Here is a 24,603-nt window from a genome sequence, read left to right as displayed (position 1 = left end):
AGAAAATCAAGAAGTTCCGGCGGTTATCTACACGCTATGAGCGACTGGCAAGAAACTACCAGTCACTCCTCTGCCTCGTGTCAGCCGCCATATGGCTGGCCTAATTGTTAACGCCCCCTAGGGGGGATAAACTTTACTGGCACTGACCGCCGCCGGGCAGGAGTACCGCAGCGTATGGCAGAGCCGGGACAGGTCGCAAAGGGGTTCTACGCCAAGGATGGCGTAGGTAGCGTCCAGGGATGGATTTACAGCGCCCCGTGCAGACCTGTCCCCGGCTCGGCTCAAGGTTTACGGTTAACTGTGTGATAATAGCCGCCTGACTTCGTTGACAATAAGTGCGTAACCATGACCGATTCACCGAAAACCCGCGTGCTGACCGGCATCACCACCACCGGCACGCCGCACCTGGGCAACTACGTGGGCGCCATCAAGCCCGCCATCGAGGCAAGCCAGGACCCCAGCGTGCAGTCGTTCTACTTCCTCGCCGACTACCATGCCCTGATCAAGTGTCAGGACCCCAGGCGCGTGCAGCAGTCGCGGCTGGAAATCGCCGCCACCTGGCTGGCGCTGGGGCTGGATACCGACAACGCCATTTTTTACCGCCAGTCCGACATTCGCGAAATCCCCGAGCTCACCTGGATGCTCTCCTGCGTCTCGGCCAAGGGCCTGATGAACCGCGCCCACGCCTACAAGGCGGCGGTGGCCGAGAACCAGGAGGCCGGCAGCCAGGACGCCGACAAGGGCATCACCATGGGGCTTTTCGGCTACCCGGTGCTGATGGCGGCGGATATCCTGATGTTCAACGCCAACCGCGTGCCGGTGGGCCGCGACCAGATCCAGCACATCGAGATGGCCCGGGACATCGCCGGGCGCTTCAACCACCTCTACAAGGGCGAGTACTTCACCCTGCCCGAAGCGGCGGTGGACGAAAGCGTCGAGGTGCTGGGCGGGCTCGACGGGCGCAAGATGTCCAAAAGCTACAACAACACCATTCCGCTGTTCGTCTCCGAGAAAAAGCTGCAGAAGCTGGTGCGCAAGATCAAGACCAACTCGCTTGAGCCCGGCGAGCCCAAGGACCCGGAGAGCTGCACGCTGTTCCAGATCTACGCGGCCTTTGCCACGGCGGAGGAGACCGCCGCCATGCGCGAACGCTACGCCGAGGGCATCGGCTGGGGCGACGCCAAGAACGCGGTGTTCGAGCACCTCAACGCCCACTTAAGCGGCCCCCGGGAGCGCTATAATGCCCTGATGGAAGATCCCGGCCATATTGAGGCAGTGCTTGAGAAGGGCGCCGAGCGCGCCCGAGAAGAGGCCGCCGTGACCATGGACAAGCTGCGCCACGCCGCGGGGCTTGGCCGCTTTATCTGACGCTTGCTCGATTCATCACTGCTCCATCCACAATGGTGCAGTCAACAACGGGACGAATGCGATGAGTGACGCTTCTGTAGGCGAGCCCCGTCCGCCGGTGGCGCGCTACCGCATCGCCGGGCTGGCAACGGCCGCGGTGGTGCTGGGCAGCGTGCTGCTCGGCGCGCTGTTTGCTGCCAACGTCGGCCTTTTGCTGATTGTCGGCGGGCTCTTTGGCGCGGTGCTATACCACGCCGCTTTTGGCTTTACCTCGGCCTGGCGGGTGCTGATTACCCGGCGCCGGGGCCGCGGGCTGCGCGCGCAAATGCTGATGCTGGCCGTGGCCGTGGTGCTGTTCTTCCCTGCGCTGGGGGCGGGTAGCCTGAACGGCGTCGCGGTGGAGGGCTTTGTCGCCCCGCTGGGCATCTCGGTGCTGGTGGGCGCTTTCCTGTTCGGCCTGGGGATGCAGCTGGGCGGCGGCTGCGCGTCGGGCACGCTGTTTACCGCCGGCGGCGGCAACGCCCGCATGCTGATCACGCTTGTATTTTTTATCGTCGGCTCGGTGATCGGCACCGCGCATTTCCGCTTCTGGACGGAGCTTCCGGCGCTGCCGCCGGTGTCGCTTGTCGACGTTGGCGGCGCCTACGGCGGCATGGCGATAAGCCTTTTGCTGTTCGCCGCCATTGCTGCGGCCACGGTGGTGCTGGAAAAGCGCCGCTACGGCGAGCTGGAGCGCACTGCCCCGGCGCCGCGGCGTGGCCTTGAGCGGCTGCTGGCCGGCCCCTGGCCGCTGCTGGCGGGGGCGGTTGGGCTGGCGCTTTTGAACTTTGCCACCCTGGCCCTTGCCGGGCGGCCCTGGGGCATTACCGCGGCGTTTGCGCTGTGGGGGGCCAAGGGCTTCTCGCTGCTCGGCGGCGACGTTACCCAGTGGGGCTACTGGCAGTCGCCGGGCAACGCCGCCGCCCTCGAGGCAAGCGTCTGGGGCGACATTACCACGGTGATGAACGTCGGCATCATGCTCGGCGCGCTGGCGGCGGCAAGCCTTGCCGGGCGCTTTGCGCCGAACTTTCGCATTCCGCTGCGTTCGGTCGTGGCGGCGGTGATCGGCGGCCTGCTGCTGGGCTACGGCGCGCGGCTGGCGTTTGGCTGCAACATTGGCGCCTATTTCAGCGGCATTGCTTCGGGCAGCCTGCACGGCTGGCTGTGGCTGGTGGCCGCCTTTGCCGGCAATATGCTGGGGGTCAAACTGCGCCCGTTGTTCTTCACCGGCGAGGCGGCGCGGCGGCCCGTGGCCAAAACGTCCTAGCCTGTCACCAATACGCTATGCCAACTGAGGATGACCCCGGTTTTTGCGTCGCCGGCGTGTTACATTAAGCGAGACTGTTTTCAAAAACGTTTTCCACAATCGGTTTTCACAGCCGGTATTCAAGACTGGTGGGCCGCTCCGGCCAAGGGCGTCGTAATGCGCCCTGGCCGCCACTGCCGGCCGCAACGGTTAGTCGATTCATCTGGTAGAGAGTAGCCATGACCATGAGCAAGCGCCCATTATATATCTCCTACGCCGGTCCGTCCCTGCTGGAAATGCCGCTGCTGAACAAGGGCAGTGCGTTTTCCGGGGAAGAGCGCGTGGCCTTTAACCTCATCGGACTTTTGCCCCAGGACCGGGAGACCATCGAGGATCAGGTGGAGCGCGCCTATCGCCAGTACCAGCAGTGCAACAGCGACCTGGAGCGCCACATCTACCTGCGCGCCATTCAGGACGACAACGAGACGCTGTACTTCCGCCTGGTGACGGAACACCTGGAAGAAATGCTGCCGATCATCTACACCCCGACGGTGGGCAAGGCGTGCCAGGAGTTTTCCAACATCTACCGCAACCACCGGGGGCTTTTCATCAACTACCCCGACCGCGAGTACATGGACGACATCCTGCGCAGCGCGACCAAGGAAAAGATCAAGGTCATTGTGGTGACCGACGGCGAGCGCATCCTGGGGCTTGGCGACCAGGGCATCGGCGGCATGGGCATTCCCATCGGCAAGCTCGCCCTCTATACCGCCTGCGGCGGCATCAGCCCGGCCTATACGATGCCGATCACGATCGACGTGGGCACCAACAACCAGGCACTGCTCGACGACCCCATGTACATGGGCTGGCGCCACAAGCGCGTGAGCCAGGAAGAGTACGACGCCTTCATGGACGAATTCATCGCCGGGGTGAAGCGTCGCTGGCCCGACGCGCTGGTCCAGTTCGAGGACTTTGCCCAGGCCAACGCCGTGCCGCTGTTGGAGCGCTACCGCGACGAGCTGTGCTGCTTCAACGACGACGTTCAGGGCACCGCTTCTGTGGTAGTCGGCACGCTGATGGCCGCCTGCCAGGCGCGCCAGGAGACGCTTGCCGACCAGCGCGTGGTGTTTGTCGGCGGCGGCTCCGCCGGCTGCGGCATCGCCGAGCAGGTGATCGTCGCCATGCAGACCCAGGGGATGAGCGAAGAAAAGGCCCGGGAGCGGGTTTACATGGTCGACCGCGACGGGCTGATGACCACCGACCAGGACTGGCATCGGGACTTCCAGCGCCGGCTGGCTCATGACCCTTCGGTGGCCGCCGAATGGCAGGGTCAGGGGCTCGACGAGACCGTCGCCCAGGTCAAGCCGACCGTGCTGATCGGCGTGTGCGGGCAGAAGGGCATCTTCACCGAGCGCGTGGTTCGCACCATGCATGAGCACTGCGAGAACCCGGTGATTTTCCCGCTGTCCAACCCCACCTCCCAGGCGGAGGCGGTGCCCGAAGATATCCTTGAGTGGACCAACGGCGCTGCCCTGGTCGCTACCGGAAGCCCCTTTGAACCGATCGTGCACAACGGCCGCAGCATTCCCATCGCCCAGTGCAACAACGCCTATATTTTCCCCGGCATCGGCCTTGGCGTGGTCTCGGCCAACGCCTCCAAGGTCACCGACGAGATGCTCATGAGCGCATCCAGAGCGCTTGCCCGGGAAGCGCCGCTGGTCAAGGAGGGCAAAGGGGCACTTTTGCCGCCGCTGTCGCGCATCCGCGAGATCAGCATGGCCATTGCCTTCGAGGTGGCCGCCCAGGCCCAGCACGACGGCGTGGCGCTGAAAACCGACGGCAACCGGCTGCGCGAGGCCATTCAGCACAACTGCTGGGAGCCCGAGTATCGCACCTACCGCCGTAGCGCCGTATAAGCGCTCGGCGCTTTGAGGCGGCGCGCCAGTCTGCGATGAAGCAAAAAAAAGCCCCCGCCAGCCAAGCTAACGGGGGCTTTTGCATGACGGCATTCAAGCCGTGGCAGCGATACGCTTACGCCGCGCCGATCATCTTGCGCAGCACGTAGTGCAGGATGCCGCCGTGGCGGTAGTACGCAAGCTCGTTGTCGGTGTCGATGCGGCATTTGGCGTCGAGCTTGTGCTCTTTGCCGTCGGCGGTCTTGATGGTGACCTTGACGTTGCCGCCCGGGGTCAGGTCGGAGAGCCCCTCGATGGAGACCTCTTCGTCGCCGGTCAGGCCCAGCGCCTTGCGGTCCTGCCCCTCGGGGAACTGCAGCGGTACCACGCCCATGCCGATCAGGTTGGAGCGGTGGATACGCTCGTAGGACTCGGCGAGTACGGCGCGCACGCCCAGCAGGCGCGTGCCCTTGGCCGCCCAGTCCCGGGAGGAGCCGGTGCCGTATTCCTTGCCGGCGATGACCACCAGTGGGGTATCCTCCTCCTGGTACTTCATGGCGGCGTCGTAAATCGCCATCTGCTCGCCGCTGGGCACGTGGCGAGTTTGGCCGCCAACCACGCCGTCGAGCATTTCGTTTTGAATACGCACGTTGGCGAAGGTGCCGCGCATCATCACTTCGTGGTTGCCGCGCCGGGAGCCGTAGGAGTTGAAGTCCACCGGCTTGATGCCGTAATCCTGCAGGTAGCGCCCTGCCGGGCTGTCGGGCTTGATGGCACCGGCCGGCGAGATGTGGTCGGTGGTGACCGAATCGCCGAGCATCGCCAGCACCCGAGCGTTTTTCACGTCTTCGACGGTGTCGGGCTCGCGCTTCATGCCGTCAAAGAAGGGCGGGTGCTGAATGTAGGTGGAATCGGGCCATTCGTAGACCTGGCTTTGGGGCACGTCGATGGCCTTCCAGGTCTCGTCGCCTTCGAACACCGCCGAGTATTCCTTGTGGAACATTTCGGTGTTGACCTGCTCTACGGCCTTGGCGATCTCGGCCTGGGACGGCCAGATGTCCTTGAGGTAGACCGGGTTGCCGTCGCTGTCCTGGCCCAGCGGCTCTGTGCTGAGGTCGACCTGCACGTTGCCAGCCAGCGCGTATGCCACCACCAGGGGCGGCGAGGCCAGCCAGTTGGTCTTGATCTGGGGATGGATGCGGCCTTCGAAGTTGCGGTTGCCCGAGAGCACCGAAGCGACGGTCAGATCGCCGTCGTCGACGGCCTTCTCGATTGCGTCGGGCAGCGGGCCGGAGTTACCGATACAGGTGGTGCAGCCGTAGCCCACCAGGTGGAAGCCCAGGGCGTCCAGGTCGTCGTTGAGTCCGGCGGCGGCGAGGTAGTCGGTGACCACTTTGGAACCGGGGGCCAGCGAGGTCTTCACCCAGGGCTGGGTTGCCAGGCCCTTTTCCCGGGCGTTGCGCGCCAGAAGCCCGGCGGCCATCATCACGCTGGGGTTGGAGGTGTTGGTGCACGAGGTGATCGCGGCGATGACCACGGCACCCGGGTTGAGCTTGAACTCCTGGCCGCGGTAGTTCACCGGCTGGCTTTCGGGCTCCTCGTAGCTGCGCTCGACGCCCACGGCGGTTTGTCCGCCTTCGGAAAACAGGCGACCTTTCTCTTCGGACGCGGTGCGTTTGACCCCGGGCGTGGTCTCCTTGGTTTTCTTCTCGTCTTCGAGGATCCGCTCGAAGGTTTTCTTCATGTCGCCCAGTGCCACCCGGTCCTGGGGGCGCTTGGGGCCGGCCAGGCTGGCTTCTACGTCGCCCATGTCCAGCGCCAGGGTGTCGCTGAAGACCGGCTCGGCGCCGGGCTCGCGCCACAGGCCCTGGGCCTTGCTGTAGGCTTCGACCAGCTCAATCTGCTCGTCGTCGCGGCCGGTCAGGCGCAGGTAGCGCAGGGTTTCTTCGTCCACCGGGAAGAAGCCGCAGGTGGCGCCGAATTCCGGCGACATGTTGGCAATGGTGGCGCGGTCGGCCAGGGGCAGGTCTTTCAGGCCGTCGCCGTAGAACTCGACGAACTTGCCCACCACGCCCTTGTCGCGCAGCATCTGGGTCACGGTCAGCACCAGGTCCGTGGCGGTGATGCCTTCGCGCAGCTTGCCGTCGAGCTTGAAGCCGACGACTTCGGGAATCAGCATGGACACCGGCTGGCCGAGCATCGCGGCTTCGGCTTCGATGCCGCCCACGCCCCAGCCAAGAATGCCCAGGCCGTTGATCATGGTGGTGTGGGAGTCGGTACCCACCAGAGTGTCGGGGAAGGCGTAGGTTTTGCCGTCGACTTCCTTGGACCAGACGGTCTTGCCCAGGTACTCAAGGTTGACCTGGTGGCAGATACCGGTGCCCGGCGGCACCACGCGGAAATTGTCAAAGGCGTGCTGGCCCCAGCGCAGAAACTCGTAGCGCTCGCGGTTGCGCTGCATCTCGATTTCCACGTTGTTGGTAAAGGCCTGGGCATTGCCGAATTCGTCCACCATCACCGAGTGGTCGATGACCAGATCCACCGGCGATAGCGGATTGATACGTGCCGGGTCGTCGCCGAGCGCCTGCACCGCGTTGCGCATGGAGGCCAGGTCAACCACGCCGGGCACGCCGGTGAAGTCCTGCATCAGCACCCGGGCAGGACGATAGCCGATCTCGCGGCTGGACTTGCCCTCTTTCTGCCAGTCGACCAGCGCCTGGAGGTCGGCGGCTTCGACGCTTTCGTCGTCGGCGAAGCGCAGCTGGTTTTCGAGTAGAATCTTGAGCGTCTTGGGCAGACGGTCGATGTTGCCCAGCGCCTCAGCTGCCTTGGGAAGGCTGTAGTAATGATACGTCTGGCTGCCGACATCGAGTGTCTGGCGCGTATCGGGTATCTGGCTCATGCCTTTCTCCTCTGCTGACTAGACCACGGATGGCCTGGCGCGACAGGCGCTCGCGTTGCCCGTTACGCTATGGGGCTGGCACGGGCACGGCGTCCGGCGCGGCGGCCGTTGTTCTTCTTTAGCGGCTTTCCTTTAATATGGCTCATCCTAGCCATAGTAGATGGGTGCTGGCGAGGGCGGTTTCAAGGATCTACGCCCAATGGCTAAGGTCCAACCGGCCTCGGCCTTGCGTATCTGCGGCGCCGGGCGCACCCTGCACGGGCCCGGCGCGCAGCGCCCGGGCCGGCTCACGAGCCCGGTTGGCTCATGGCCCTGTTGGACTCATTACCCTGTTGACGAAGAAAGGTGTTTTCATGGAAACGCGGCACGAACGTTTGATCATTCTCGGCTCCGGCCCGGCCGGTTATACGGCGGCGGTGTACGCGGCGCGTGCCAACTTGAAGCCGCTGTTGATTACCGGCATGCAGGCCGGCGGGCAGCTGACCACGACCACCGACGTGGATAACTGGCCGGGCGATGCCGAGGGCGTGCAGGGCCCGGCGCTGATGGAGCGCATGAAGGCCCACGCCGAGCGTTTTGATACCGAGGTGCTGTTCGATCACATCAATGAGGTAAGCCTGGGCGAGCGGCCCTTCACCCTGACCGGTGACAACGGCGTTTACACCTGCGATGCGCTGATCATCGCCACCGGCGCCAGCGCCCGCTACCTGGGCCTGCCCTCCGAGCAACAGTTCATGGGCCAGGGGGTCTCGGCCTGTGCTACCTGCGACGGGTTTTTCTACCGCAACAAGGAAGTCATCGTGGTGGGCGGCGGCAATACCGCCGTGGAAGAAGCGCTGTACCTGACCAACATTGCCTCGAAAGTCACCCTGGTACACCGTCGCGACTCGCTGCGGGCGGAGAAAATCCTCCAGGACAAGCTGTTTGAGAAAGCTGAAGAAGGCAAGGTGGTGCTGGAGTGGAACTACACCCTGGACGAGGTGTTGGGCGACAACACCGGCGTTACCGGCGCGCGGCTCAAATCCACCCGGGACGACAGCGCCAAGGAGCTGGACGTCCCGGGCGTGTTCATCGCCATTGGCCATAGCCCCAACACCGACATGTTCCAAGGCCAGCTGAAGATGAACGGCGGCTACATCGAGGTGACCTCGGGGCTTAACGGCAACGCCACCGCGACCAGCGTGCCCGGGGTGTTCGCCTCGGGCGACGTCATGGACCACGTCTACCGCCAGGCCATCACCTCCGCGGGCAGCGGCTGCATGGCGGCACTCGACGCCGAGCGCTACCTGGACGGCCTGGCTTAAGGCGCCGCTTGGGCCCGGCTAGGAGGCAGCGCAGACGCCGGGGGTGTGACTCACGCTGGTGCGCCCGAGCTGGCTGAGTACCAGGGTGTTGTGGCCGCCGGAAGCTACATTGCCCGCGGGGCACAGGGTAAAGGTGCCGTTGTGCCCGCTGCTGTGGCCCAGCGGGCTGAAGCGCACGCGCCGCCAGCCGCGGTTGTAGGTAATCCGGGCTTCCACCTTGGGAAACACGCGCACAATGCGCTCCGCCGGCAGCGGCGCGCGGGTGTCGCCGGTGACGACCAGCAGGGTGCGGCCCCAGTCAAGACCGCAGGCGTTGCGGCTGCCGGCCCGGGGGCAGACAAACACGCGCTCGCTGCGGGTGATGGCCGTATGCCGGGCCAGCGCCAGCGCGCTCTGCAGCTGGCCTAGCGCCGCCCGCTGGGCGCTGCGCTCTGCCAGGCCGCGCATTTGCGGATAGCCCACGCTTGCCAGCAGCACGACCAGTGCCAGCACTACCAGCAGCTCGAGTAGCATCGTCCCCCGCTGAGCGCTCGCTGCCATGGCGCACCTCCCCGTTTGCCGTGGCCCGAATCTCGGGCCATGGGGTCATGCTAGGAGCGCAAGGTCGGGCGGGCGTAAGACAAAGCGGATAAGGGCGGTAGGACATCGCCCGGCGCCGGCGGGCGGCTGAGGCAGGCTGTGGAGGGCACAAGACTCAAGGCACAGGCGCAGCGGGCGTTCAGGGCGAGGGCTTGTCCTGCTCGGCGAGGAAGCGATCGCGGTGGGCGGGGCAGCAGAACCATTCGGCGCGTTCGCGCAGGGCTTCGTTTTCCGGCACGTGGACGTCGCACCAGCGGCAGCGCACCATCTTCCCGCCTTCGTGGCGGTTTTCGCGCTCAAGGCGCGCCTCGCGTTCGAGTTTCCATTCGCGGTAGATGCCGTAAAGCTTCAGGCCGGCGAAAAATATGACGCCAAAAAGAATCAGCCGAATGATCAAGAGGTTCATCCTTAGTGTCTCCCGAGAGTCGTGCGCGCCTGGCCTTTGCCAGCCGGCAGTGCTTGCGGGACAATGCCACAAGACGCCGTGTAAAAACAGCGGTGAACGCCTGAGCCGGTGCCGCCGTTGGCGCTGCTTGCGCTCGGCCTTCCGGTTCTCCCGACTTCAGATTTTCAAGAGATTTCAACGCCCATGCAAGATTTGACGCTGGTGATGGCGCAGTTCGACCCCCTGGTGGGAGACATTCCGGGTAACGCCGCCCGGGCCGTTGAAGCCGTGCGCGAGGCGCGCATCGAGCATGGGGCGGATATCGTGGTCTTCCCGGAGCTGTTTCTGTCCGGCTATCCGCCCGAGGACCTGCTGCTTCGCCCCTCCATGGAGGCGCGCCTGCGCGAGGCTCGGGCCGTCATGGCGGAAAAGGTCTCCCCGGATGTGATGGTGATCATCGGCTACCCCGGCGTGCGCGAAGGCAAGCGCTATAACCTCGCCGGCGTGCTGTACAACGGCCAGTGGGAGGCCGAGTACGCCAAGCAGGTGCTGCCCAACTATCAGGTGTTCGACGAGCAGCGCTATTTCACGCCTGGCGAGAAGCCTCTGGTTCACGAGCACCGGGGCGTGTCGCTTGGCCTTTTAATCTGCGAGGACCTGTGGGACGAGGCGCCGCTGGAGGCCGTGCGCGACGCCGGCGCCGACGTGATCGTGACGCTGAACGCCTCGCCCTACCACCAGCAAAAGCCCGCCGAGCGCCTGCGCCTGATGGAAGCCCGCGCGGCCCAGGCGCAGTGCCCGCTGGTGTACGTCAACGCCATTGGCGGCCAGGACGAGCTGGTGTTCGACGGCGGCTCCTGCTGTTTGGACGGCGAAGGCGAGCTTGCCGTGCTGGCGCCTTACTGGCAGCCGGGGCTGATGCCGGTGGCGCTGCGCCAGCAAAGCGCCAGCGCCTGGACGGTGATGTCCGGCGAGGTCGAGCCCGACGTCGAGCCCGAAGAGAGCCTTTACTGCGCGCTGGTGACCGGCCTGCGTGACTACGTCAACAAGAGCGGGTTTGACGGCGTGGTGCTGGGGCTTTCCGGCGGCATCGATTCGGCGCTGTCACTGGCCATCGCCGTGGATGCGCTGGGCCCGCAGCGGGTGCAGGCGGTGATGATGCCCTACCACTACACCGCCGATATCTCCCGGGAGGACGCCGCCCGGCAGGCCGATATGCTCGGCGTGCACTACGACGTCATGCCCATCGAGCCTATGGTGGAATCCTTCATGACCTCGCTTGCCGGGGTGTTTGAGGGCACCGAGCGCGATACCACCGAAGAAAACCTGCAGGCGCGCTGCCGCGGCGTGCTGCTCATGGCGATTTCCAACAAGAAGGGCCTGATGGTGCTGGCAAGCGGCAACAAGAGCGAAATCGCCGTGGGCTACACCACGCTTTACGGCGACATGGTGGGCGGCTACAACGCCATCAAGGACGTCTACAAGACCTGGGTTTACCGCCTGGCGCGCTGGCGCAACACCGAGTCGCCGGCGATCCCCGAGCGGGTCATCGAGCGTCCGCCGTCGGCGGAGCTGGCGCCGGACCAGCAGGACAGCGACTCGCTGCCCGGCTACGACGTGCTCGACGCTATTCTTGAGCGCTACATCGAAGGCGACATGAGCGCCGAGGCGATTATCGCTCTGGGCTTTGAGCGCGACGACGTCTATCAGGTGGTCAAGCTGGTGGACCGCTGCGAATACAAGCGCCGCCAGGCGCCGGTGGGCGTGCGCGTGACGCCCCGGGGCTTTGGCCGCGACCGGCGCTACCCCTTGGTCAACGGCTGGCAGCCCGGCGACTAGATCCGGCGGGGCAAGTATTCCGCCAGGAAGTGGGAGCGGACTTCAGTCCGCGAAGAGGCTGCCTTGACACAGCGTTCGCGCAATAAGTTGTGCTCCCACGATAAGTTATCAATGCTTGGGCTTGAACGCGCCGTTTTTCAGCTGCTTGTGGTCCGGGGCGTTGTCCTTGAGTACCTTGAGCACCTCCCGGGCGCGATCGTCCATGCCCAGCCCCTGGTAGCCTTCCACCATGGTGGCCAGGGCGTCGGCGCCGGCGCTGGACTCGGGATAGTTTTCCAGCACCCAGCGGCCGCGCTTCACCGCCGCGACAAAGGCGCCCCGGCGCAGATAGTAGTCGGCGACGTGCAGCTCGTGGCGGGCCAGCAGGTCGCGCAGGTAGACCACGCGCTGGCGGGCGTCCGGGGCGTAGTCGCTTTGCGGATAGCGGGTAAGCAGGTCGCGAAAGTCGTTGTAGGCGTCCCGGGTGGCGCCGAGGTCGCGCTTGGAAATATCGACCACGCGCATCCGCTCGAGGCTGAAGCGCCCGGCCTGCCAGGCCGCCAGGCCGCGCAGGTAGTAGGCGTAGTCGGCCTGGGGGTGGTCAGGGTGCAGGCGCACGAAGCGGCTCGCCGCGGCGCGGGCTTCTTCCCACTTGCTGTTTTCGTAGTAGGCGTAGATCAGCTCCAGCTGGGCCTGCTCGGCGTGTTTGCCAAACGGATAGCGCGAATCCAGCGCTTCCAGCCGCTCGATGGCGGTGGTGTAGAGGCTGCGGTCGAGCGCGTCCCGGGCAAGCTCGTAGAGTTCGCGTTCACCGGTGTTGGCGTATTTCCCCTCGTCAACGGAAGAGTCGGTAGCGTTACTGGCACAGCCGGCGAGTAGCGTAAGGCTGAGCGCGACGGCGCCAAGCCGGGTCGCTGCGGAAAAAGCGCGCATGAAGTTCCTCGTGACAATCAAGCCGTGATCACCGAAATGCGGCGATGGCCGTGGTAGAATGGACGCAGTTGATACACTATAAAACACCTCGAGGCAAAACGCAGGCATCGCCGGCGTGCTCGGGGGCAAGGAATTCTTATGACCCGCACCGTTGACGCCACCGCGCGCGTGCCGACCGGCCTTGCCGGTGCCCGCTTGGACCAGGCGGCGGCCGAGCTGTTCAGCGACTATTCGCGCGAGCGCTTGAAAGCCTGGATCAACCGCGGCGAGCTGACCGTGGACGGCGCCCGGGCCAAGCCCAAAGCCAAGCTCATCGGCGATGAAACCCTGACGCTTAGCGCCACTCTGGAAGAGGAGCAGCGCTTCGTCGCCCAGGACATCCCCCTTGACGTGGTGTTTGAAGACGACCACCTGCTGATCGTCAACAAGCCCGCGGGCATGGTGGTCCATCCCGCCGCCGGCAACCCCGACGGCACGCTGTTAAACGCGCTTTTGCACCATCATTCGCCCGTGGCCGAAGTGCCCCGGGCGGGCATCGTCCACCGCCTGGACAAGGACACCTCGGGGCTTTTGATGGTGGCCAAGACGCTGGCCGCGCAAACGTCGCTGGTCGAGCAGCTCCAGGCGCGCACGGTCTCCCGCCAGTACGACGCCGTGGCGATCGGCACGCCGGTCGCCGGGGGCACCGTGGACGCGCCCATCGGTCGCCACCCCAAGGACCGCAAACGTCAGGCGGTGAACGCCTCGGGCAAGCCGGCGGTGACGCACTTTCGCGTGGTCGAGCGCTTTCGCGCCCACACCCACGTGCGCTGTACCCTGGAAACCGGGCGCACCCACCAGATACGGGTGCATATGGCCCACGCCCGCTACCCGCTGATCGGCGATGCGCTGTACGGCGGCCGGCCCAAGCTGCCGCCGGGGGCGTCGGATACGCTCAAGGAGATCCTGCGCGAGTTCCCCCGCCAGGCGCTGCACGCCCGCCGGCTGGGCTTTGTGCACCCCGAAAGCGGCCAGGAGGTGACCTTCCGCGCACCGCTGCCGGATGACCTGCTGATGCTGCTCGACTACCTGCGCGAAGACCACGAGACGATGCGATGAGCCGGGAGGGCACGAGATGAGCGACGCGCCGGATTTGACGCCAACCCTGATTACCCCCGACTGGCCGGCGCCGGCCAACGTGCACGCCTTTGCCACCACCCGGGAGACCGGCCCCAGCCAGGGCGCCTTTGCCGCCTTCAACGTCGCCACTCACGTCGGCGATAACGCCGACCACGTGGCCCTGTGCCGGCGCCTTTTGGCCAGGGAAACCGGCGACGAACGGCCGTTTCTGTGGCTCAACCAGACCCACGGCGCCCGGGTGCAGCAGCACTACCCGCGGCGCACCGCCCTGCAAAGCGAGATCCCCGAGGCCGACGCCGCCGTGGCCGACAGCGCCGACTACGCCTGCGTGGTGCTCACCGCCGACTGCCTGCCGGTGTTTTTCTGCAACCGCGCCGGCACCCGGGTGGCCGTGGCTCACGCCGGCTGGCGCGGGCTTGCCGGCGGCGTGCTCGAGGCAACGGTCGCCGCGCTCAATACCCGGGCGGAGGACGTTATCGTCTGGCTGGGACCGGCCATTTCCAACGCCCAGTTCGAGGTCGGCCCCGAGGTATTCGAGGCCTTCGTCGCCGTCCACCCCGAGGCCGAAGACGCCTTCGACCTGAGCCCCTACCGGCTGGGCCATTACATGGCCGACCTTTACCGGCTGGCCCGGCTGCGCCTTGAGCGGCTGGGCATCGACGAAGTCAGCGGCGGGCATTTTTGCACCGCCAGCGAATCGCGTTTTTACTCCTACCGCCGGGACAACGGCCAGACCGGACGCATGGCCAGCGTCATCTGGCTAAGCTAGCGCCGTCCTCTTGAAACGCCCGCCCACAGCCGCCATCTAGTCAAGCATACCGATACCGCCGCAAGGTGCCGCGTGACGGCGTTTTCCCGGCGGACAATGCTTTAAGAAGAGGATGGCACAGATGCGATTCGACAAGTTTACTGCCAGGCTGCAAAACGCCATTGCCGATGCCCAGTCGCTGGCCGTTGGGCAGAGCCACAACCAGATTGCCCCGGTTCACCTGCTGCTCACGCTGCTGGACAACGCCGATACCGGGATGAAGTCCCTGGTGGAAAAAGCCGGGGGCAGCGCTTCAACCCTGCGCGATACCCTGACCGACCAGCTGGACGACCTGCCCAAAGTGGGCCAGTTCGACGGCGACGTGCAGCCGTCCAAGGAGCTGATCAAGCTTTTCAACCTCACCGACCGCGAGGCCCAGAAGCGCGGCGACCAGTTTATCGCCTCGGAGCTTGTGCTGCTCGCCGCGCTTGAAGCCGGCGGCGAGACCGGCCGCGCGCTCAAGCAGGCGGGCCTTGCCCGCCGGGCGTTGGAGACCGCCATTGACGGCGTGCGCGGCGGCGAAAACGTCACCGACCCCAACGCCGAGGAGTCCCGGGAGGCGCTGGACAAGTACACCCAGGACCTGACCCAGCGGGCGCTCGACGGCAAGCTCGACCCGGTCATCGGCCGCGACGACGAGATTCGCCGCACCATCCAGGTGCTCCAGCGGCGCACCAAGAACAACCCGGTGCTGATCGGCGACCCCGGCGTTGGCAAGACCGCCATCGTTGAGGGGCTGGCCAGCCGCATCGTCAACGGCGAAGTGCCCGAAGGGCTGAAGGACAAGCGCGTGCTGTCGCTGGACCTGGGGTCGCTGCTGGCCGGGGCCAAGTTCCGCGGCGAGTTCGAGGAGCGCCTGAAGGCCGTGCTCAAGGAGCTGTCCGAGGAAGAGGGGCGCATCATCCTCTTCATCGACGAGCTGCACACCATGGTGGGCGCGGGCAAGGCGGAAGGCTCGATGGACGCCGGCAACATGCTCAAGCCGGCGCTGGCCCGGGGCGAGCTCCACTGCGTGGGCGCCACCACTCTCGATGAGTACCGCCAGAACATCGAAAAGGACGCCGCGCTCGAGCGCCGCTTCCAGAAGGTGCTGGTCGACGAGCCCAACGAGGAAGACACCGTGGCGATTCTGCGCGGCCTCAAGGAGCGCTACGAGGTCCACCACGGCGTGGACATTACCGACTCGGCGATCATCGCCGCGGCCAAGCTCTCCACCCGCTACATCACCGACCGCAAGCTGCCCGACAAGGCCATCGACCTGGTCGACGAGGCGGCCTCGCGCATCCGCATGGAGCTGGATTCCAAGCCCGAAGAGATGGACCGCCTCGACCGCCGGCTGATCCAGCTCAAGATGGAGCGCGAAGCGCTGAAGAAGGAAACCGACGCCGCCTCGCAGAAGCGCCTCGACGCGCTCAACGAGGAAATTCACGAGCTGGAGCGCGAGTACGCCGACCTCGACGAAATCTGGAAGGCGGAAAAGGCCAGCATCCAGGGCGCGGCGCAGTTCAAGGCCGAGCTTGAGCAGGCCCGGCTGGACATGGAGCAGGCCCGGCGCCAGGGCGATCTCGGGCGGATGTCGGAGATCCAGTACGGCACCATCCCCGCGCTTGAGAAAAAGATCGCCGAAAGCAGCGAGAGTGAAGAGGCTGATACCTCCACCCACCAGCTCTTGCGCTCCAACGTCACCGAGGAGGAAATCGCCGAGGTGGTGTCGCGCTGGACGGGTATCCCCGTGGCCAAGATGCTTGAAGGCGAGCGCGACCGGCTTTTGCGCATGGAAGACGCCCTGCACGAGCGGGTGATCGGTCAGGCCGAGGCGGTGCAGGCGGTGTCCAACGCCGTGCGCCGCTCCCGGGCGGGGCTTGCCGACCCGCATCGGCCCAACGGTTCGTTTCTGTTCCTTGGCCCCACCGGGGTGGGCAAGACCGAGCTTTGCAAGTCGCTTGCGCACTTCCTCTTCGACACCGAAGAAGCCATGGTGCGGGTGGACATGTCCGAGTTTATGGAGAAGCACTCCGTGGCCCGGCTGATCGGTGCGCCCCCGGGCTACGTAGGCTACGAGGAGGGCGGCTACCTCACCGAGGCCGTGCGCCGCAAGCCCTATTCGGTGCTGCTGCTCGACGAGGTGGAAAAGGCCCACCCGGACGTGTTCAACATCCTGCTCCAGGTGCTGGAGGACGGCCGCCTCACCGACGGCCAGGGCCGCACGGTGGACTTTCGCAACACCGTGATCGTAATGACCTCGAATCTTGGTTCGGACATCATCCAGCGCATGGGCGGCGACCAGAGCGATGCGGGCGGCGGCGACTACGACGCCATGCGCAGCGCGGTGATGGAGGTGGTGGGCAGCCACTTCCGCCCGGAACTGATTAACCGTATCGACGAAGTCGTGGTCTTCCACGCGCTGGGGCAAGAGCAGATTCAGGCCATTGCCGGCATTCAGCTTGAGCGCCTGCGCGCGCGGCTGGCCGAGCACGACCTGGGCCTTGACGTCAGCGATGACGCCATGGCCCAGCTGGCGGTGGTCGGGTTTGACCCGGTATTCGGTGCCCGGCCGCTCAAGCGGGCGATCCAGAGCCGGATCGAAAACCCGCTGGCCCAGGATCTGCTGGCGGGCAAGTTTGTCCCCGGCAGCGTCATCCGCGTGACCGCCGAAGACGGCGCGCTGCGCTTCACCACCGCCTGAGCACGGTGAAGGCGGCGCTGCGGAATCTCACGCCGCGGTGCCACTTTCGTCGGAGCGCTTTCGTCAAACGCCCTGTCGCCTGCTGCGACAGGGCGTTTTTGTGCTCGTTTTCCCGCCGTGGCGGGCCCCGGCGGTTGACAAGCCAGAGCGCTAATGGAATCTTGAGGGTTCCTGATTTGCGGGCGCGGAACCCACGGGCAACCCCCTATCCCCGCGCGAAGGGTAGGCGTTAACGCCTCTACCCGCCGAAGGACTTCCGGGCTTGGGCTGACCGCCCGACCTGGCCAACGCCCCGACGCGGTAAACCGCCGTGAGAGAGTGCAGACCCTAACCGGGTCACATGCCAGGGTTTGGCATCAGGTGCCGGCGTAACCGGCAGCGGCATATCGCCGCACTCGACATGGTGGGCAACTGCCTGCCGATGGCACTCGAGACCTTCAGGGGAGAAACACTGTGGAACTGCTTTCCGGCGCAGATATGATCGCCCGCTTCTTGCAAGATGAGGGCGTCGAATACATTTATGGCTACCCAGGCGGGGCGGCGCTGCATATCTATGACGCGCTCTTCCGTCAGGACAAAGTCAAGCACATCCTGGTGCGTCACGAACAGGCCGCCACCCACGCCGCCGACGGCTACGCTCGGGCATCGGGCGAGCCAGGCACGGTGCTGGTCACCTCCGGCCCCGGCGCGACCAACGCGGTCACCGGCATTGCCACCGCCTACATGGACTCGATTCCCATGGTGGTGCTGTGCGGCCAAGTGGCCAGCAACCTGATCGGCGAGGACGCCTTTCAGGAAACTGACATCGTTGGCGTGACCCGGCCCATCGTCAAGCACAGCTTTGCGATCCGCCACCCGTCCGAGATTCCCGAGGTGCTGAAAAAGGCCTATTACCTGGCCTCGACCGGCCGCCCGGGCCCGGTCGTCGTGGACATTCCCAAGGACATGACCGCGCCCACCGAGCGCTACGAGTACGTTTACCCCAAAAAGGTCAAAATGCGCTCGTACAACCCGGTCACCCGGGGCCACACCGGCCAGATCAAAAAGGCCGTGGAGCTGATGCTCAAGGCCCGCCGCCCGGTGTTTTATACCGGCGGCGGCGTGGTGCTGGGCAACGCCGGCGACGGCCTGACCGACCTGGTGCAGAAGCTCGGCTACCCGATTACCACCACGCTGATGGGCATGGGCGCCTACCCCCAGAGCGATAATCAGTGCCTGGGGTGGCTTGGCATGCACGGCTCGTATGAATCGAACATGGCCATGCACCATGCCGACGTGGTGATCGCCATCGGCGCGCGCTTTGACGACCGGGTGACCAACAACGTCTCCAAGTTCTGCCCCACGGCCAAGATCATTCACGTGGACGTGGACCCAAGCTCGATCTCCAAGACCGTGCACGCCGACGTGCCCATCGTCGGGCCGGCCCAAAGCGTGATCAACGAGATGATCAGCCTGGTCCAGGGCAAGGATATCGCCAACCCTGACGCTATCAGCGACTGGTGGGAGCAGATCGAGGACTGGCGCGCCGAGCGCGCGGGCAAGCTCTACGAGCCGTCCCGGGACGACGAGATCCTGAAGCCCCAGGAAGTGATCGAAGCCGTCTGCCAAAAGACGCACGGCGAGGCGTTTGTCACCACCGACGTCGGCCAGCACCAGATGTTTGCCGCGCAGTACTACAAGTTCGATAAGCCGCGGCGCTTCATCACCTCCGGCGGGCTTGGCACCATGGGCTTTGGCTTCCCCGCGGCCATGGGCATCAAGCTTAACTACCCGGACGACGACGTGGTGTGCATTACCGGCGAGGGCAGCTTTCAGATGATGATGCAGGAGCTGTCCACCTGTAAGCAGTACGGCATCGGGGTCAAGATCATCAACTTGAACAACGCCTCGCTTGGCATGGTGCGCCAGTGGCAGGACTTGAACTACAAGTCCCGCCACGCGCACTCCTACGTCGAGTCGATGCCCGACTTCCATCTGCTCACCCAGGCCTACGGCTTCACCGCGATTACGGTGAACACCCTGGATGAGCTGGCGCCGGCCCTTGAGCGGGTGTTTGCCGACAAGCACGAGCTGGTGTTTTTGGATGTCAAAGTCGACCCCTTCGAGCACGTCTATCCGATGCAGGTGCCGTTAGGCTCCATGCGTGACATGCTGCTGTCTAAAACGGAGCGTACCTGATGCGTCATATCATCTCGATTCTGATGGAAAACGAACCGGGTGCCCTGTCGCGTGTGGTCGGTCTGTTTTCGCAGCGTAACTTCAACATTGAAACGCTCAACGTAGCGCCCACCGATGACGAGTCGCTGTCGCGGCTGACGGTCACCACCGTCGGCGACGACCGCGTGGTCGAGCAGATCACCAAGCAGCTGAACAAGCTCATCGACGTGGTCAAGCTGGTGGACCTGACCGAGGGCAACCACATCGAGCGCGAGCTGATGCTGGTCAAGGTCAAGGCGCTGGGCGCTGCCCGGGACGAGGTCAAGCGCACCGCGGACATCTTCCGCGCCCAGGTGGTCGACGTAACGCCGAGTCTCTACACCGTGCAGATCACCGGCGATGCCACCAAGCTTGATGCCTTCCTCCAGGCCATGGCCCCGGTAGGCATCTTGGAAGTGGCGCGCACCGGCGTCTCCGGCATTGCCCGGGGCGAAAAGGTGCTGACGCTGTAGCGAGCCCTTTCCCCGTAGACAAAAGGCCGCTTTTTAGCGGCCTTTTTCATGCGCATGTACATCACGTTTGGTGCGATGTCATCACGAGTCGCGAAGCGACGTGGTGATCTCCTCACTGTGCCGCTAGCAAGGAAACCGAGATAGCCACGCTTCGCTCGCTATGACAGGAGAAGAACGCACAGCGTCGCGTTGAGATTAATCAATGCGCCGGGCGCTGGCTTGAGTGGAGCATCTCCCGGGCGTGGGCCAGGGTCTGGTCGGAGAGATTGACGCCGCCGAGCATGCGCGCCAGCTCGCTGACCCGCCCGCCTTCGTCCAGCAGGGCCATCTCGGTGCGGGTGGTGTTGCGCCGGGCGCGCTTTTCGATGTGTAGATGAGAGTGGGCCTGGGCGGCGACCTGGGGCAGGTGGGTCACGGTCATCACCTGGCCGCTGTCCCCTAGCCGGCGCAGCAGCTGGCCGACGATTTCCGCCGTGGCGCCGGAGACTCCGACGTCTACCTCATCAAAGATCAGGCTGGGGATGGTCGAGTGGCTGGCGGCAACCACCTGAATGGCCAGGCTAATGCGCGAAAGCTCACCGCCCGAGGCCACCTTGGCCAGCGGCCGCGCCGGCTGGCCGGGGTTGGCACTGATGTAGAACTGCACCCGTTCGAGGCCTTCGGCAGAGGGAGTGTTCCGGGCCTCGAGCTCCACCTCGAAGCGCGCCTTGTCCATGGCCAGAAACGCCAGCTGCTGCTGGACCTCGCTGGCAAAGGCCGTGGCGGCGCGGCGCCGGGCCTCGCCCAGCGCCTTGGCCAGCTGCCGGTAGCGCTCGCCGCACTCGTTGACCGCTTCGCTCAGGGTATCCAGGTCGTTGTCGCCGGCGTCGAGCTTGTCCAGTTCGGCGCGCAGCGCGGCGTGCAGGCCGGGCAGCTCTTCCGGGGCCACCTGATGCTTGCGGGCAATGCGGTGGGCATCGCCCAGACGGTCTTCCACAAAGTTCAGCCGTTCGGGGTCAAGCTCGGTGCTGGCGGCCAGGTGGTTGAGCTCGCTGGCCGCTTCTTCCAGCTGAATGCGGGCGTCATCGAGAATCGTCAGGGTGTTGGCCAGCGCCCCGCGGTCGCTGCCCGGCAGGTCGCTTAGCCGGCCCTGGGCCTGCTGCAGCAGTGCAAGGGCGCCGCCGTCTTCGCTTTCGCAGCAGTCGGCGGCGAACTGCGTATCGCGAAGGATATCCCCGGCGTGGGCCAGCGTCTGCTGCTCGTCTTCCAGGCTTGGCAGTTCGTCGTCGGCCAGGGCGAGCTGGTCGAGCTCCTCAACCTGATAGCGCAGCAGCTGGCGCCGGGCTTCCACCTCGTCGCCCTGATCGCGGAGCTTTTTCAGCTTGCGACGGGCGTCCTGCCAGTCGCGAAAGGCCGCGGCCAGCGCGCCGGCGTCGTCATTGAGGCCGGCGTAGTCGTCGAGCAGCGCCAGGTGGGTCTCTTCGCGCAGCAGCGCCTGATGGGCGTGCTGGCCGTGGATCTGGATGAGCCGCTCGCCTAGCGCCTTCAGGTCGCTGATGGCGGCGGGCTGGCCGTTGATCCACGCCTTGCTGCGCCCCGCGGCGCTCACCACTCGGCGCAGCAGGCATTCGTCGGTGGGCAGCTCGCGCTCGGCAAGCCAGGCCTTGGCTGCCGGCAGGCGGCTGATGTCGAAACGCGCAGAAATATCGGCGCGCTCGCAGCCGTGGCGCACGCTGCCGGTGTCGGCGCGGCTCCCAAGACAGAGCCCCAGCGCGCCCAGAAGGATGGATTTGCCCGCCCCGGTTTCTCCGGTGATGGCGGTCATGCCGCCCTGGATATCGAGCTCCAGGCGGTCAACGATGGCGAAATCCTGGATTGCGAGCTGGGTGAGCATGGGGCCTCCGGGTGCCGGTGAGCGCGGTTGCCAGCGCGGAAGAAGGCAAGAGGTGGATGAACATTCAGTATTTGGTTTTTTATACAGTAGATGAAGTTTGCCCGCAATACCACGCAAGACGGCACTTGAGATGACGCACATGATCCCCATATACCGCTCAGACCCAAGACGTGAATGGGCTGAATCACAGCCGCTTTCCTCAGGAGACACCGATGGCTAAAGATCCCCAGACCCCGCTCGACGACGAGATGGAACGCCACGACCAGGACGACGCCCAGACGCCGGAAGGCGAAGCCGAGGCTCGCGCAGCTGCCGAGAAGGCCGAGCCGTATCCCGCTGAGGCGGAGCTTGACAGCGTGATCGACGACGAAGGCGACACCGTCAGCACCGAGGCGGAAAGCGACAACCCCGAAGCGGAAATGCTCGCCGCCAGGGTGGAAGAGCTTGAGCAGGAGCTGGCCGATACCAAGGACCAGGCGATGCGCACCGCGGCCGAGGCGCAGAACGTGCGCCGCCGGGCCGAGCAGGACGCCGAGAAGGCGCGCAAGTTCGCGCTGGAGAAGTTCGTCAAGGAGCTGCTCCCTGTCATCGATAGCCTGGAGAAAGCCCTCGACGCCATGGGCGAAGACGCCACCGAGGCCCACCGCGAAGGCGTTTCCATGACGCTCAAGATGCAGCTGGACGTGCTCGGCAAGTTCGGCGTCGAGCCGGTGGACCCCCACGGCGAGCCGTTTGACCCCCAGGTCCACGAGGCCATGACCATGGTGCCCAATCCGGAGATGGAGCCCAATACGGTGATGGAAGTCATCCAGAAAGGCTATCTGCTCAACGGCCGCCTGGTGCGCCCGGCGATGGTCGTGGTGAGCAAAAAAGCCGAGTGATGCGGCTAAAACAGCCCTTGAAATGCCGCCGGCGACCCCCAAATAACACAGCAGCCCGGCGGTAATCGCCAACGCACAGATTGGCTGACGCCATTTTTTGTCACGACGCCGCCCACCGCGACGGCGCGTCATCAACAAATTCGAGGTTTCTTATGGGACGCATAATCGGGATTGACCTGGGTACTACCAACTCTTGCCTGTCGGTACTCGACGGCGACAGCCCCAAGGTCATCGAAAACGCTGAAGGCGGCCGCACCACGCCGTCGGTCGTCGCCTACGCCGAAGACGGCGAGATTCTTGTGGGTCAGGCGGCCAAGCGCCAGGCCGTGACCAACCCGGAAAACACCATCTATGCCATCAAGCGCCTGATCGGCCGTCAGTTTGACGATAAGGTCGTGCAGAAAGACATCAAGATGGTGCCCTACAAGATCGCCAAGGCCGACAACGGCGACGCCTGGGTAGAAGTGAAGGGCGACAAGATGGCGCCGCCCCAGGTCAGCGCGGAAATTCTCAAGAAGATGAAGAAGACCGCCGAAGACTACCTCGGTGAAGACGTCACCGAAGCGGTCATCACCGTGCCGGCCTACTTCAACGACAGCCAGCGCCAGGCCACCAAGGACGCCGGCCGCATCGCCGGGCTTGAGGTCAAGCGCATCATCAACGAGCCCACGGCGGCAGCCCTTGCCTACGGCATGGACAAGTCCCGCGGCGACCGCACCATCGCGGTTTACGACCTCGGCGGCGGCACCTTCGATATCTCCATCATCGAAGTCGCCGACGTCGACGGCGAAACGCAGTTCGAGGTGCTGGCCACCAACGGTGACACCTTCCTCGGCGGTGAGGACTTCGACCTGGCGCTGATCAACTACCTGGTCGACCAGTTCAAGAGCGACAGCGGCATGGATCTGTCCGGCGACAACCTCGCCATGCAGCGCCTCAAGGAAGCCGCCGAGAAGGCCAAGATCGAGCTTTCCAGCGCCCAGCAGACCGACGTCAACCTGCCCTACATCACCGCGGACAACACCGGTCCCAAGCACCTCAACGTCAAGGTGACCCGGGCCAAGCTGGAAGCGCTGGTGGAAGACCTGGTCGCCCGCTCGCTGGAGCCGTGCAAGATCTCGCTCAAGGACTCCGGCCTGTCCGCGTCTGAAGTCGACGACGTCATCCTCGTCGGCGGCCAGACCCGCATGCCCAAGGTCCAGGAAAAAGTGGCCGAGTTCTTCGGCAAGGACGCGCGCAAGGACGTCAACCCGGACGAAGCCGTAGCCATGGGTGCCGCGATCCAGGGCGGCGTGCTCGGCGGCGACGTCAAGGACGTGCTGCTGCTCGACGTCACTCCGCTGACGCTGGGTATCGAGACCATGGGTGGCGTGATGACGCCGCTGATCGAGAAGAACACCACCATCCCGACGAAGAAGACCCAGACCTTCTCCACCGCGGATGACAACCAGACCGCCGTGACCATCCACGCGGTGCAGGGTGAGCGCAAGCAGGTGTCGCAGAACAAGTCGCTGGGCCGCTTTGACCTGGCCGACATTCCGCCGGCGCCGCGCGGCGTACCGCAGATCGAAGTCTCCTTCGACCTCGACGCCAACGGCATTTTGAACGTCTCCGCCAAGGACAAGGCGACGGGCAAGGAACAGTCCATCGTCATCAAGGCCTCCAGCGGTCTGACCGACGAAGAGATCGATCAGATGGTCCAGGACGCCGAGGCCAACGCCGACGAGGACAAGAAGTTCGAGGAGCTGGTGACCCTGCGCAACCAGGCCGACGGCATGGTTCACGCCACGCGCAAGACGCTTGAAGAAGCCGGCGACAAGGCCACCGACGACGAGAAGCAGAAGATCGAGACCGCGATCACCGAGCTTGAAGAAGCCAGCAAGGGTGACGACGTGGACGAGATCCAGAAGAAGCTCGACGCGCTGACCGAGGCCTCCGGCGAGCTGGCGCAGAAGATGTACGCCGAGCAGGAAGGCCAGCAGGCCGGCGGTGAAAGCGCTGAAGACGCCGGCGCCAAGCAGGAAGACGACGTGGTTGACGCCGAGTACGAAGAAGTCAACGACGACCAGAAAAAGCAGTAATGCGCTTTCTGTAAAAGCAGGCGGCGACGCGGGGGGCA

General features: G+C 65.0%; 17 protein-coding genes. 12 read left to right on the top strand and 5 right to left on the bottom strand.

Features of this window, described 5'->3' with window-relative positions; all coding sequences use genetic code 11:
* The first annotated feature begins 345 nt into the window (after nucleotides 1-345).
* The 3 genes from RS027_RS09745 to RS027_RS09735 all read left to right on the top strand — a co-directional run bounded on the left by RS027_RS09745 (nucleotide 346) and on the right by RS027_RS09735 (nucleotide 4,548).
* Nucleotides 346-1,368 (top strand): tryptophan--tRNA ligase, encoded by a 1,023-nt coding sequence (locus tag RS027_RS09745; protein ID WP_311956460.1) that lies wholly within the window; start codon nucleotides 346-348, stop codon nucleotides 1,366-1,368.
* Between the two features lie 61 nt (nucleotides 1,369-1,429).
* Entirely contained in the window at nucleotides 1,430-2,653 is a 1,224-nt protein-coding gene (locus RS027_RS09740) for a YeeE/YedE family protein (RefSeq protein WP_311956459.1), read from the top strand.
* Between the two features lie 218 nt (nucleotides 2,654-2,871).
* The gene (locus tag RS027_RS09735; protein WP_311956458.1) at nucleotides 2,872-4,548 is read left to right on the top strand and encodes an NAD-dependent malic enzyme; all 1,677 of its coding nucleotides are present in this window, start codon (nucleotides 2,872-2,874) and stop codon (nucleotides 4,546-4,548) included.
* Nucleotides 4,549-4,663: 115 nt separating this feature from the next.
* Here RS027_RS09735 and acnA read toward each other — a convergent pair whose 3' ends face one another.
* Nucleotides 4,664-7,429, bottom strand: a complete 2,766-nt coding sequence (acnA, locus tag RS027_RS09730; RefSeq protein ID WP_311956457.1) for an aconitate hydratase AcnA — start codon at nucleotides 7,427-7,429, stop codon at nucleotides 4,664-4,666.
* A 353-nt stretch (nucleotides 7,430-7,782) separates the two neighbouring features.
* Between acnA and trxB the strand changes: the two genes are divergently transcribed.
* On the top strand, nucleotides 7,783-8,733 hold the full coding sequence (gene trxB, locus RS027_RS09725) for a thioredoxin-disulfide reductase (RefSeq protein ID WP_311956456.1): 951 nt from the start codon (nucleotides 7,783-7,785) through the stop codon (nucleotides 8,731-8,733).
* Between the two features lie 18 nt (nucleotides 8,734-8,751).
* On the opposite strand, the gene RS027_RS09720 is transcribed toward trxB, so the two are convergent.
* Both RS027_RS09720 and RS027_RS09715 read right to left on the bottom strand, forming a co-directional pair.
* A complete protein-coding gene (locus RS027_RS09720) occupies nucleotides 8,752-9,273 on the bottom strand; it encodes a GspH/FimT family protein (protein ID WP_311956455.1) in 522 nt (173 codons plus the stop codon).
* Nucleotides 9,274-9,451: 178 nt separating this feature from the next.
* Nucleotides 9,452-9,718 carry a PP0621 family protein gene (locus tag RS027_RS09715; RefSeq protein WP_311956454.1) on the bottom strand — a complete coding sequence of 89 codons (267 nt, stop codon included), beginning with the start codon at nucleotides 9,716-9,718 and terminating at the stop codon, nucleotides 9,452-9,454.
* A 183-nt stretch (nucleotides 9,719-9,901) separates the two neighbouring features.
* On the opposite strand from RS027_RS09715, the gene RS027_RS09710 reads away from it, so the two are divergent.
* Entirely contained in the window at nucleotides 9,902-11,536 is a 1,635-nt protein-coding gene (locus tag RS027_RS09710) for an NAD+ synthase (RefSeq protein ID WP_311956453.1), read from the top strand.
* A 108-nt stretch (nucleotides 11,537-11,644) separates the two neighbouring features.
* Here the strand turns inward: RS027_RS09710 and RS027_RS09705 are convergent, their stop codons facing one another.
* Nucleotides 11,645-12,448 carry an outer membrane protein assembly factor BamD gene (locus tag RS027_RS09705; RefSeq protein WP_311956452.1) on the bottom strand — a complete coding sequence of 268 codons (804 nt, stop codon included), beginning with the start codon at nucleotides 12,446-12,448 and terminating at the stop codon, nucleotides 11,645-11,647.
* Nucleotides 12,449-12,586: 138 nt separating this feature from the next.
* Between RS027_RS09705 and rluD the strand changes: the two genes are divergently transcribed.
* From rluD to ilvN, 5 genes are all read left to right on the top strand, one after another.
* Nucleotides 12,587-13,546 (top strand): 23S rRNA pseudouridine(1911/1915/1917) synthase RluD, encoded by a 960-nt coding sequence (gene rluD / locus RS027_RS09700; RefSeq protein WP_311956451.1) that lies wholly within the window; start codon nucleotides 12,587-12,589, stop codon nucleotides 13,544-13,546.
* 16 nt (nucleotides 13,547-13,562) lie between these two features.
* Nucleotides 13,563-14,336, top strand: a complete 774-nt coding sequence (gene pgeF / locus RS027_RS09695; RefSeq protein ID WP_311956450.1) for a peptidoglycan editing factor PgeF — start codon at nucleotides 13,563-13,565, stop codon at nucleotides 14,334-14,336.
* 121 nt (nucleotides 14,337-14,457) lie between these two features.
* Entirely contained in the window at nucleotides 14,458-17,061 is a 2,604-nt protein-coding gene (gene clpB / locus RS027_RS09690; protein ID WP_311956449.1) for an ATP-dependent chaperone ClpB, read from the top strand.
* Nucleotides 17,062-17,514: 453 nt separating this feature from the next.
* Nucleotides 17,515-19,239 carry an acetolactate synthase 3 large subunit gene (locus RS027_RS09685; RefSeq protein ID WP_311956448.1) on the top strand — a complete coding sequence of 575 codons (1,725 nt, stop codon included), beginning with the start codon at nucleotides 17,515-17,517 and terminating at the stop codon, nucleotides 19,237-19,239.
* Nucleotides 19,239-19,730, top strand: coding sequence for an acetolactate synthase small subunit (gene ilvN, locus RS027_RS09680; protein WP_311956447.1), 492 nt, complete (start codon nucleotides 19,239-19,241; stop codon nucleotides 19,728-19,730). The genes RS027_RS09685 and ilvN overlap by 1 nt, the downstream gene beginning before the upstream one ends.
* Before the next feature lie 199 nt (nucleotides 19,731-19,929).
* Here ilvN and recN read toward each other — a convergent pair whose 3' ends face one another.
* On the bottom strand, nucleotides 19,930-21,603 hold the full coding sequence (gene recN / locus RS027_RS09675; protein ID WP_311956446.1) for a DNA repair protein RecN: 1,674 nt from the start codon (nucleotides 21,601-21,603) through the stop codon (nucleotides 19,930-19,932).
* A 212-nt stretch (nucleotides 21,604-21,815) separates the two neighbouring features.
* Here recN and grpE point away from each other — a divergent pair, with 212 nt between their 5' ends.
* Both grpE and dnaK read left to right on the top strand, forming a co-directional pair.
* Entirely contained in the window at nucleotides 21,816-22,484 is a 669-nt protein-coding gene (gene grpE, locus RS027_RS09670) for a nucleotide exchange factor GrpE (protein ID WP_311956445.1), read from the top strand.
* Nucleotides 22,485-22,636: 152 nt separating this feature from the next.
* On the top strand, nucleotides 22,637-24,565 hold the full coding sequence (gene dnaK, locus RS027_RS09665; RefSeq protein ID WP_311956444.1) for a molecular chaperone DnaK: 1,929 nt from the start codon (nucleotides 22,637-22,639) through the stop codon (nucleotides 24,563-24,565).
* Nucleotides 24,566-24,603: the final 38 nt, after the last annotated feature.

Origin of the sequence: Halomonas garicola, from assembly GCF_031935715.1 — a bacterium.
GTDB lineage: Bacteria > Pseudomonadota > Gammaproteobacteria > Pseudomonadales > Halomonadaceae > Vreelandella > Vreelandella garicola.
This window is presented reverse-complemented; position numbering and strand designations above follow the sequence as displayed.

Excerpts from the sequence above, each read along its gene's own strand:
- RS027_RS09740 (WP_311956459.1), top strand. The coding sequence starts at position 1,430 with ATGAGTGACGCTTCTGTAGGCGAGCCCCGTCCGCCGGTGGCGCGCTAC.
- ilvN (WP_311956447.1), top strand. The coding sequence starts at position 19,239 with ATGCGTCATATCATCTCGATTCTGATGGAAAACGAACCGGGTGCCCTG.
- RS027_RS09720 (WP_311956455.1), bottom strand. The coding sequence starts at position 9,273 with ATGGCAGCGAGCGCTCAGCGGGGGACGATGCTACTCGAGCTGCTGGTA.
- trxB (WP_311956456.1), top strand. The coding sequence starts at position 7,783 with ATGGAAACGCGGCACGAACGTTTGATCATTCTCGGCTCCGGCCCGGCC.
- RS027_RS09735 (WP_311956458.1), top strand. The coding sequence starts at position 2,872 with ATGACCATGAGCAAGCGCCCATTATATATCTCCTACGCCGGTCCGTCC.
- RS027_RS09710 (WP_311956453.1), top strand. The coding sequence starts at position 9,902 with ATGCAAGATTTGACGCTGGTGATGGCGCAGTTCGACCCCCTGGTGGGA.
- pgeF (WP_311956450.1), top strand. The coding sequence starts at position 13,563 with ATGAGCGACGCGCCGGATTTGACGCCAACCCTGATTACCCCCGACTGG.
- dnaK (WP_311956444.1), top strand. The coding sequence starts at position 22,637 with ATGGGACGCATAATCGGGATTGACCTGGGTACTACCAACTCTTGCCTG.
- RS027_RS09715 (WP_311956454.1), bottom strand. The coding sequence starts at position 9,718 with ATGAACCTCTTGATCATTCGGCTGATTCTTTTTGGCGTCATATTTTTC.
- acnA (WP_311956457.1), bottom strand. The coding sequence starts at position 7,429 with ATGAGCCAGATACCCGATACGCGCCAGACACTCGATGTCGGCAGCCAG.
- recN (WP_311956446.1), bottom strand. The coding sequence starts at position 21,603 with ATGCTCACCCAGCTCGCAATCCAGGATTTCGCCATCGTTGACCGCCTG.
- clpB (WP_311956449.1), top strand. The coding sequence starts at position 14,458 with ATGCGATTCGACAAGTTTACTGCCAGGCTGCAAAACGCCATTGCCGAT.
- rluD (WP_311956451.1), top strand. The coding sequence starts at position 12,587 with ATGACCCGCACCGTTGACGCCACCGCGCGCGTGCCGACCGGCCTTGCC.
- RS027_RS09745 (WP_311956460.1), top strand. The coding sequence starts at position 346 with ATGACCGATTCACCGAAAACCCGCGTGCTGACCGGCATCACCACCACC.
- RS027_RS09705 (WP_311956452.1), bottom strand. The coding sequence starts at position 12,448 with ATGCGCGCTTTTTCCGCAGCGACCCGGCTTGGCGCCGTCGCGCTCAGC.
- grpE (WP_311956445.1), top strand. The coding sequence starts at position 21,816 with ATGGCTAAAGATCCCCAGACCCCGCTCGACGACGAGATGGAACGCCAC.